Below are 8,654 nucleotides of genomic sequence, written 5' to 3' on the forward strand. Positions count from 1 at the left end.
CAGGCAAAAATTCAAAGGGAATCTCAAAAAGGGGTTCGGAATTTTTTAATTCCGAACCCCTTTTGTCTACAAACTGAAAAATCCGACCAATTGAGGTCGGATTTTTTTTATAATGTTTTAGCAGTATCCGCCATATCCGCCGCCGTATCCACCGCCGTACCCGCCGGCACAACTACATCCAACAATGATTAAGAGTATAAACAATACGACTATAAAGGCGAAACCTCCACCAAATCCAATACCGCCACCGCCACAACTATTGCCACAACCTGACATATCTAAACATCTCCTTTTTTTTTAGGAGGAACTCAAATGGGTTATATATTCTTATGCCCTAATCTGGAAAAAGTTACTGATTGGCAAGCCTTTTAAATGTGCGATTCTTTACATTATCTTATATTTAAATTAGAGAAAAAAAGGTTAAAGAAATAAAAAGAAAAATTAAAATTAAAGGAACTGACAGATAGGGGCAAATTCTTTAACCCATTTATTACGTCTGATACACCATATTCGCCCCTTAATTCTCTTACTGAATTACCCGAGTGATAAAGATCTACAATGGTCTTCTTGTATTCATTATTATATTTCTTCCCTGTATTCTAACGTTCCAATACGAACACGTCCTCTCAAAAATCATTGACTTAACTAAAATACGTCCATGAAACTACACTAACTCCAACCTCTCCCCTTTTTAAAAAAGAACGCACAACAACGATGCTCTCACAAAGGAATCATACGTTTGGATTGTCAAACTAAATCAAACAACTTTTTTAAGGGATAATTTTTTATATTCTAGAGGACTTAAGTAGCCAAGAGTGGCGAACTCAGTCTTAATGATTTTAAAGGTCGCTTCCGCGACAGCGTTATCATAAGGGCAACCTTTCATACTTAGTGAACGACCAATCTCAATTTGTTTAACGTTTCGTCAATCAGTTTGTTTTTAAATTCATTTCCTCGATCTGTGTGGAAGAGCTGAATATCACGGAGGTTCCCTTTTATATATGCAAACGCTCTTGCCACAAGCTTCGCGTCCTTGTTAGGTCCTGTGTTAATCCAATGATTTCACGATTAAAGAGATCGACAAAGTCACAAATGTAATGCCATTTATTTTTGACTTTGACATATGTTAAATCGCTGACCACTACTTTTTTCTCTTCTTCTTGAAGGAATTCCCGATTTAATGCCGAATAAGATTGATTGTTTTATATTAGTCTCTCCAGCAAGAATACGGTCAGGGTCTAAATTTGAAATGATTAAGAATATTTATCTTCCTTTAATCCTGTTCAATACTACTTCATCTGAAAAATATCTCAATAAAATTACAAACATTATGTCAACTAATAGTATGAAAGAAATTGATAAACTCATTATTGGAGATATATTTAAATTTATTAAACTTGAACAAGAAATGCCTAAATTAATGGAGAAGGAGGAATTAATGCATTACAGCGTCCAACTTTGATTATCGCAGGAGAAAAAGATATCTTTATCCCAGCCAATCGATTAAACAAAGTAGTAAGAGAAATCATATCAAATTTAATTGCATTCAAAACATTGGATATGGGACATTTTCCTTCTGGAGAACATTTAATAGAAATTAACAATGAAATTAAAGAATTTTTAAATACTCACTACGAATATCGAGTTATTCGAGTACACCAGATTATAAAACTTATATGCTTATTCCAGAAAAGGGCGCTTTCCGGAGTAACGAAAAAAGTCCAATTTCTCAATTTAAATGCTGAGAAATTGGACTTTTTTATATTCACTTATAGTGCAAAATAACGCTTAAAATAGATGAAAATAACTCATAAAGTGACATACAGTCATTTTCCGATGAAGTTCGGTTTTCTTTTTTCGACGAAAGCTTTTATTCCTTCTTGGTGGTCCGCTGTTTGACGCATTTTCATTTGAGCAGCTTTTTCAATCTCAAGGATCTTAATTAATAGCGGGCGATTTTTTTCACTAAGAATCTTTTTTGTTTTAATCATGGCCTGAACCGGGCTTTGCAGCCATGATTGCACCTTCTTCTCTACCGCATGTTCCAAGGTTCCGTCTGCCACTTCATGAATGAGGCCCTTTGCTTTTGCTTCAAGCGCTGTAAGCACTTTACCTTCCCAGATCAATTCTTTCGCACCTACTTCACCAAGACGGCGTTCAAGGAAAAAGTGTCCGCCGCCATCAGGGATTAATCCAATCCCGATAAAATTCATCGCAACCTTACTGTCCGAATCGGCAATAAGGTGATCGGTTGCAAGAGCTATACTCAACCCAAGCCCTGCAGCTGCACCATGAATGGCACTGATGGTCAATTTAGGCATGAAGTATAGAGTTGTCACCAATTCACTGATTCCATCCATCAGTTCATCGAAAGCGTTTTCTTTTCCAGGCGCGAGCATCATCTTAATGTCACCACCTGCGGAAAATGCTTTCCCATTCCCTTTTATAATGACGACGTCCACTTTATCATTCTCACTTACTTCCTTAAGGGCATTAATGAAATCATGCAGCATTAACGGATTTAAAGAATTCATGGCCTCTGGACGGTTCATTGCAACAGTAGCGGTCCGGTCCGAATATGTGACTAAAACAGTGCCTGCAGGTAATGTCGATTCAATACTCAATTTATTTCCTCCTCTTTTGTTCTATGAATCTATTATATAGTTTTGATAAGTTGTCAGAATAGGGTGAAAAGTTTCAATTAAATAAACATATTATCACTTCTTGATATATTTATCCTGAAGCTGATCTCGCAAAGCCCTTTTCAGGAACTTCCCAACACCCGTTTTCGGAATATCTTCCAAAAAGACCACTTCATCCGGCAGCCACCATTTTGCAAATTGCGGCTTTAAAAATTCGATGATGTCTTCTTGGGACACCTGCCCCTTGTATTCGTCTTTCAAAACAACACAAGCAATCGGTCGTTCCTGCCATTTTTCGTGAGGCACTGCAATCACCGCCGCCTCAAAGACTCCTTCATTGGCCATTAATGCATTCTCTATATCAACGGAAGAAATCCACTCACCGCCGCTTTTAATCAAGTCCTTAGTCCTGTCGACGATTTTCACGAATCCTTCTTCATCAATCGTGACAACATCCCCGGTATAAAGCCAGCCATCTTTAAATGTATCCTCTGACCGCTCATCCTTAAAATATTCATTCGCAATCCATGGACCTCTAATTAGTAATTCGCCCATTTCTTTTCCATCAGGTTTTACTTCGCCGTCCTGGCCGACCACTTTAATTTCAATCATTGGCGAGACAAGGCCCTGCTTGGCCTTCAACTCATATAGTTCTTCTTCAGGGAGGTCTTCCTGATAGCTTTTTGGTTTGGAAACAAAAACGAGCGGGCTTGTTTCAGTCATTCCATAGGCATGCAGGAATGGAATCCCGTACTTTTGTTCAAAGGTTTTAATCATGCTTTTTGGGGCTGCCGACCCTCCGCATAAAACTGCGCGAATGCTGCTCATATCATAGCTACCTTCTTCCAGCTCCTTCAATAGGCCCAGCCATATCGTCGGAACCCCTGCTGCAATTGTAACCTTCTCCGTTTCTATAAGCTCTGCCAAAATTTTTGGGGTGAAGTAGGGTCCAGGCAAAACCATCTTAGTGCCAAACCAAACACTGGCAAAAGGCATGCCCCAAGCATTCACGTGAAACATGGGCACGACTGCAAGGGCCACATCCCGTTCGCTTATTGCTGTAGAATCAGCAAGTCCCAATGCAATCGCATGCAACAAAATCCCGCGATGTGAATAAACCACACCTTTTGGATTCCCGGTCGTGGCGGAGGTATAACATATGCCGGCAGGAGCATTTTCATCCAAAGCTTGAATGAAGGGCTGTTTTGGATTCCCTTCGGCTAATAACTTTTCATAATGATAAATTGGTGAAAGGGTCGTTTCAGGCAGCTCATCTTTATCGGTCATTAAGATATATCCTTCCACGGTCGTTAACTCATCTTTAATCGCTTCTAACAGGGGGATGACATCCGGATCTATCAGTAATAATCGATCTTCCGCACTATTGATGATATAAGAAACATGTTGGGGTGAGAGACGCATATTAATTGTATGTAGGACAGCGCCATGACAAGGAATCGCAAAATAAGCTTCTAAATGCCGATGATGGTTCCAGGCAAGTGTTCCAACACGGTCACCTGTTTTAATACCGAATTTTTCAAGGTTACTAGCTAGCCTTCTTGTACGCGCAGCAATTTCAGCATACGTAAAAGTGTGAATTCCACCATCCGTACGCGAAACTACCTCTTTCTTCGGAAAATATTTTTCAGCTCTCTCAATGATTTGAGTCATGATTAATGGAGTATCCATCATTCCAATCTCCCCCTTGTATTGAAAACGTCTTCATTATATATTCGACCAGAAAAAAAATAATCCTTTATCCCTAGGTGCTTTTTACTTTTAAGACCATATTTTTTCGCTATAGCAGATTGGCTACCCTCATTATTTAAATAACTTTGGTCAACCTGAATCTTGAATTCCTCTGAATAAGTTTGAAATTTATCCCCTTTTTTAGCCATAATAAAATTCCCTCCAAGAAATTGTGTAACATCCATGTTTTTTCATGGACTTTTTACACTGGCTACTTTAAGGGGGAATATCAACCAGATCCTTTTTTTAAAATATTCTAATCGTTCACCCTGCAGTTCTAAGAATGTCGGAATTATAGGTCAACGGCCCGTTTTTAAGTTAAAGACAAAGAATAACGAGGCAACGACCTATTTTTTATGTTTCTTTCCAGAAAAAGAGGTAATAGTAAAGATACAATTATATTTAAAAGGGAGCTCATTTATGGTAAACAAGATAAACGAAGAACTTGAGGCATATTGTGCGAGCGAATATTCAAAGCTATCACGGGTGATCGTCTGTGAACCTCGTTATATGGAGATCCGTGAAATCATTAACGAAACGCAAAAAGAGTTTATAGAAAAAAATATCGATAAGGAACTTGCCAGGGAACAGCACGCCCAATTTATTAAGGCACTTGAACATGAAGGGATTGAAGTCATCAAACTTCCGCCTAAATATACATATCCAGAACAGGTTTTTACGAGAGATATCGGTTTCACTCTTGGCAATACCGTTTACGTAGCCGAGATGGCTACAGGTATCAGGCAGGGTGAGGAACTATTATTGAAATCCTGGCTCGAAACGAATGGTATCCCATTTTTCAACCTCCGCGAAAACCATATAGAGGGAGGGGATGTCATTATCGACGGAAAAACCATCTATATTGGAGTCAGTGATAGAACGAATGAAACATCTATTAAGCATCTCCAAACCTTATTACCGGAATACGAAATCATCGCGGTGCCTTTCATTGAAAAATTCCTTCATTTAGACTGCGTTTTCAATATCATATCACCAACAGAGGCGCTTATTTTTCCAGAGTCCTTTACAAAAAAAGAGTTGGATTTATTAGCTTCACGTTATGACATAATTGAAGTGACTATAAAAGAACAATTCACATTAGGGACCAATGTGCTTTCCATTGGGAATAAAAAATTATTCAGCCTCCCATGTAATAAAAAGGTAAATAGTCACCTTCGTGAACGCGGATACGAAGTCATAGAAGTTGATATAAGCGAAATCATCAAGTCCGGTGGCTCTTTCCGTTGTTGCACCATGCCATTATTGAGGACAACGAATAAGAAGATTGATCCAGCCTGAGAAGAATGAAAAGATTTTACCGTACTTGCCCTTTTGAAGCCCTGTTTAATTCAACTTTTTCAAACATTATTGTTGATTTTTGTACAAACAAATGAGACCGCTTGAGTGGTCTCTTTAATTTTATGGAGCTCCCGCATCTGTTTGAGGAACAAGGAATAATTAAGGGTTTAGTTCTTTTTTTAAAGCCTTGATTCCATCAAGTACACTTTTAAAATTTTCATCATTGTTCAATTTATTTCTTGCATGGAGCAAAACCGGTCTAACAGATTCCACCGAACGTCCAAAATCGTACATCCATTCATATCGAGGAACCATCCAAGTATGAAAATGGTGGAGAGTATCCTCATTGTAAAAATAATAAACATGTTCTATCCCTAGTACCTCCCTTTGAGCTTTTCTAATCTTGGATAATATGTTTATGTAATCAACCTTCTCCAAGTCATATAATTCATCAAAGCACTTAATATGGCGTTTGGATGCTAAAATAACTAAACCTACAATGGGATATGCAACGTCTTGGTGAGCATGAAAATACTCGGTTTCGACTATTGCACCACCATCCGCTTCTATCTCCCCATTCGTCAAAGCACAGCTTAAACATTCGATTTCAATCGTTTTTCCATTAAACAAAGTCATTTTCCTCATAAATCCCTCCAAAAGAGTACTTAATTAACTCTGTTGATTTTCGTTAATGTACATAGATATCCGATAATAGAATGCTTGTTTTTTTGAAATGAAAGGACTTGGATATCCACTTTCTTTTAATTAGTGCAGCAGTCTTAATAGAATTTCAGAATCCTTTCTATTTAACTGTACAAACTGGCTATGTTTATCCCGCGTCAATTCCACACTATTTTCTTCGGAATTAACCCAAACATAATACACGGGTATCTTCCCTGCATCTTTATCATCATTAAAATAAAAGATATAGTCCGCCTTAGGATGACCTTTCTCCAACTCGTATTTGTCCCAGTCAGCATTCTTTATTATCTCTTTTGTTTTTTCTGTTCTTTCAATCTCTATCTTTTCTTTATATGCTTCGAATTTGTAGTTTTTACCTTCATATTTTTGAATGGAAATATGTTCTTGCTTTGTTGTACAACCTGCGGTAAATGTTATTGATAATAGGCTAAGTGCAAGCAGGAATGGTTTCCTTTTCATTACATGTCATCTCCTCATACCTTAGGTGGATTATTTATCCAATATATTTCATTATACTAGTCAACTCAAAAGAGTAATAGGAATGTTTATCGTTTTAAGCAGTAAAAAAACCTCAAGTTTTTCACTTGAGAGTTCATGCCCCCGGTATCCCTTCGGCTATAGCCTGCGTTCAACCAAGCCCAACCGAAAACCATGCTTATCACACCTGTCAATCGGATGAGTGAACGATTGACTTTTTTGGACAAAGAAATTTTGACAAAGGGGATACTTAAAATCGACGTGAACAGAAGCTTGCTAAACAGAGACCCACACCCATACCAGTATGATAATGTAAATGGTACCCTGCCAGGCTGCTTAACGAGGAAAGCATTTCATCGAGATCTGTAATGATTTTCCCATCCACTTCATGTTTCAATAATAATGAGCCCAGATGACTATATCCTTCCAATAAGAGTACAGAGTCCTTCTGATCTGAAGGATTCGAAAAGCAAGTGATCCATTATCAGCCTTTTACCATCAAAATCAGCTCGGTTTCCTGCATTGCCTGCTCAACCATCGTTTTGTATACCTTTTTCGCCGATTGTGTCGTCAACATCATTGTGGCCCCTTCTTCCAAACCTTTTGAAAAGACATATCTAAAGTTTGATAATATTGAAATATCCTTGCTATAATTTCAAGAGATAGTCTTTATTAAAAAGAGATTGAAAGGGGAATGTAAAATGAATTATGTAAAAAATCAGCTAACGGTTATGCGCGGCAGTCTTTTAAAAGAAATCGAGGGAATCAAACCAGAGTTCATGGATGTGCAGCCTGAAGGTTTTAATAATACAATCCATTGGCATCTTGGACATGTCCTTACTGCAGCCGAAAATTTTTTATTGAAATCCAACAGTGAATTGCCAGCGAATTACAGCCAGCTATTTGGATATGGCTCAAAACCCTCCGACTGGACCGGGGATGTACCTTCCGTTGAAGTTTTAAAGCAACAGCTGCAAGAACAACTTGGCCGACTTCTTGAAATTCCTGAAGAACGATTGACAGAGAAAACAGCAAAGCCTTTCAACGGAATGGAAACAGTGGGGGAATTCATTAATTTCGTAGTCCTGCACGAAGCCAATCACATTGGACAAATTCATGCAATGAAACTCTTACTAACTGATTAAGCCACAGGCTGTCACTCTGAAAATGGGTGACAGTTTTTTTTATGAACAAGGATTTGATTTCATACATAATAGGAGTTACATATATGAACCCATTAAAGTAACGCTTCTAATTTATTAGAGGGGATTTTTTTGAAATGACCATTGATCGCATTACCCCTGACTTCCAACCATTTAACCATAGGGTTTCAACAACAACATTAAATGACATCTAGGTCACACCCTGTTTGTATCGAAAAAATTCTTTCTTGACCACCCTAAAAGTCGGCAATTTCCCTGCGGAATATGCTGATTCATTCGCTAAAGGCACTAATTCTTCCGAATGGATAAACGCCGTTCCAGCCATTGAAGTACTGAGTCGACAATTCAAAGAATAATACGACCTCCTTCTCTCCATTCCCGAAGAACGCCTGAATGAAAAACTAGAGAAACCTTTCAAAGGTTTTATAACGTATGGCGAAATGGTCAATCTTGCGGCTATTTGACGAAAACTTTTCATATGGGTCAAATTCTGCGCTTCTGCGAGGATCGATGCTGCAGGCCAATTATCAAAAGGAGCCCCCGCTAAGTGAACTATACCCCGGATAACGGACACACATAAAAAAGTGTCCCTTATCCGGGTTTTTTTATGTTTCAATAGATG

The 8,654-nt window shown here is 38.3% G+C and carries 10 protein-coding genes and 1 pseudogene; 3 read left to right on the plus strand and 8 right to left on the minus strand.

Annotated features, from left to right (window positions below):
• Positions 1-117: 117 nt before the first annotated feature.
• Both SB775_RS26990 and SB775_RS26995 read right to left on the minus strand, forming a co-directional pair.
• Complete coding sequence (locus tag SB775_RS26990; RefSeq protein WP_081108718.1) at positions 118-276, minus strand: YjcZ family sporulation protein; 159 nt, start codon at positions 274-276, stop codon at positions 118-120.
• 481 nt (positions 277-757) lie between these two features.
• A pseudogene (locus tag SB775_RS26995) lies at positions 758-1,187 on the minus strand (DDE-type integrase/transposase/recombinase); the annotation flags it as partial.
• Between the two features lie 271 nt (positions 1,188-1,458).
• Between SB775_RS26995 and SB775_RS27000 the strand changes: the two are divergent.
• Positions 1,459-1,785, plus strand: coding sequence for an alpha/beta fold hydrolase family protein (locus SB775_RS27000; protein WP_410864207.1), 327 nt, complete (start codon positions 1,459-1,461; stop codon positions 1,783-1,785).
• A gap of 41 nt (positions 1,786-1,826) precedes the next feature.
• On the opposite strand, the gene SB775_RS27005 is transcribed toward SB775_RS27000, so the two are convergent.
• From SB775_RS27005 to SB775_RS27015, 3 genes are all read right to left on the minus strand, one after another.
• A complete protein-coding gene (locus SB775_RS27005; protein WP_061465994.1) occupies positions 1,827-2,618 on the minus strand; it encodes an enoyl-CoA hydratase in 792 nt (263 codons plus the stop codon).
• A gap of 99 nt (positions 2,619-2,717) precedes the next feature.
• Entirely contained in the window at positions 2,718-4,334 is a 1,617-nt protein-coding gene (locus SB775_RS27010) for a long-chain fatty acid--CoA ligase (RefSeq protein ID WP_410864209.1), read from the minus strand.
• Complete coding sequence (locus SB775_RS27015; RefSeq protein ID WP_410864211.1) at positions 4,331-4,540, minus strand: transposase; 210 nt, start codon at positions 4,538-4,540, stop codon at positions 4,331-4,333. Before SB775_RS27015 ends, SB775_RS27010 begins: the two co-directional genes overlap by 4 nt.
• A 271-nt stretch (positions 4,541-4,811) precedes the next feature.
• On the opposite strand from SB775_RS27015, the gene SB775_RS27020 reads away from it, so the two are divergent.
• A complete protein-coding gene (locus SB775_RS27020; RefSeq protein WP_176432072.1) occupies positions 4,812-5,690 on the plus strand; it encodes a dimethylarginine dimethylaminohydrolase family protein in 879 nt (292 codons plus the stop codon).
• 159 nt (positions 5,691-5,849) lie between these two features.
• Here the strand turns inward: SB775_RS27020 and SB775_RS27025 are convergent, their stop codons facing one another.
• Positions 5,850-6,335 carry an HIT family protein gene (locus SB775_RS27025; RefSeq protein WP_410864213.1) on the minus strand — a complete coding sequence of 162 codons (486 nt, stop codon included), beginning with the start codon at positions 6,333-6,335 and terminating at the stop codon, positions 5,850-5,852.
• Positions 6,336-6,455: 120 nt separating this feature from the next.
• Positions 6,456-6,851 carry a hypothetical protein gene (locus SB775_RS27030; protein ID WP_410864214.1) on the minus strand — a complete coding sequence of 132 codons (396 nt, stop codon included), beginning with the start codon at positions 6,849-6,851 and terminating at the stop codon, positions 6,456-6,458.
• Between the two features lie 719 nt (positions 6,852-7,570).
• On the opposite strand from SB775_RS27030, the gene SB775_RS27035 reads away from it, so the two are divergent.
• Positions 7,571-8,014 carry a DinB family protein gene (locus SB775_RS27035; RefSeq protein WP_410864215.1) on the plus strand — a complete coding sequence of 148 codons (444 nt, stop codon included), beginning with the start codon at positions 7,571-7,573 and terminating at the stop codon, positions 8,012-8,014.
• 208 nt (positions 8,015-8,222) lie between these two features.
• On the opposite strand, the gene SB775_RS27040 is transcribed toward SB775_RS27035, so the two are convergent.
• The coding region (locus SB775_RS27040) for a hypothetical protein (protein WP_410864216.1) at positions 8,223-8,654 on the minus strand (432 nt) is incomplete at its 5' end.

The sequence above is a fragment of the Peribacillus sp. SIMBA_075 genome (genome assembly GCF_046534585.1).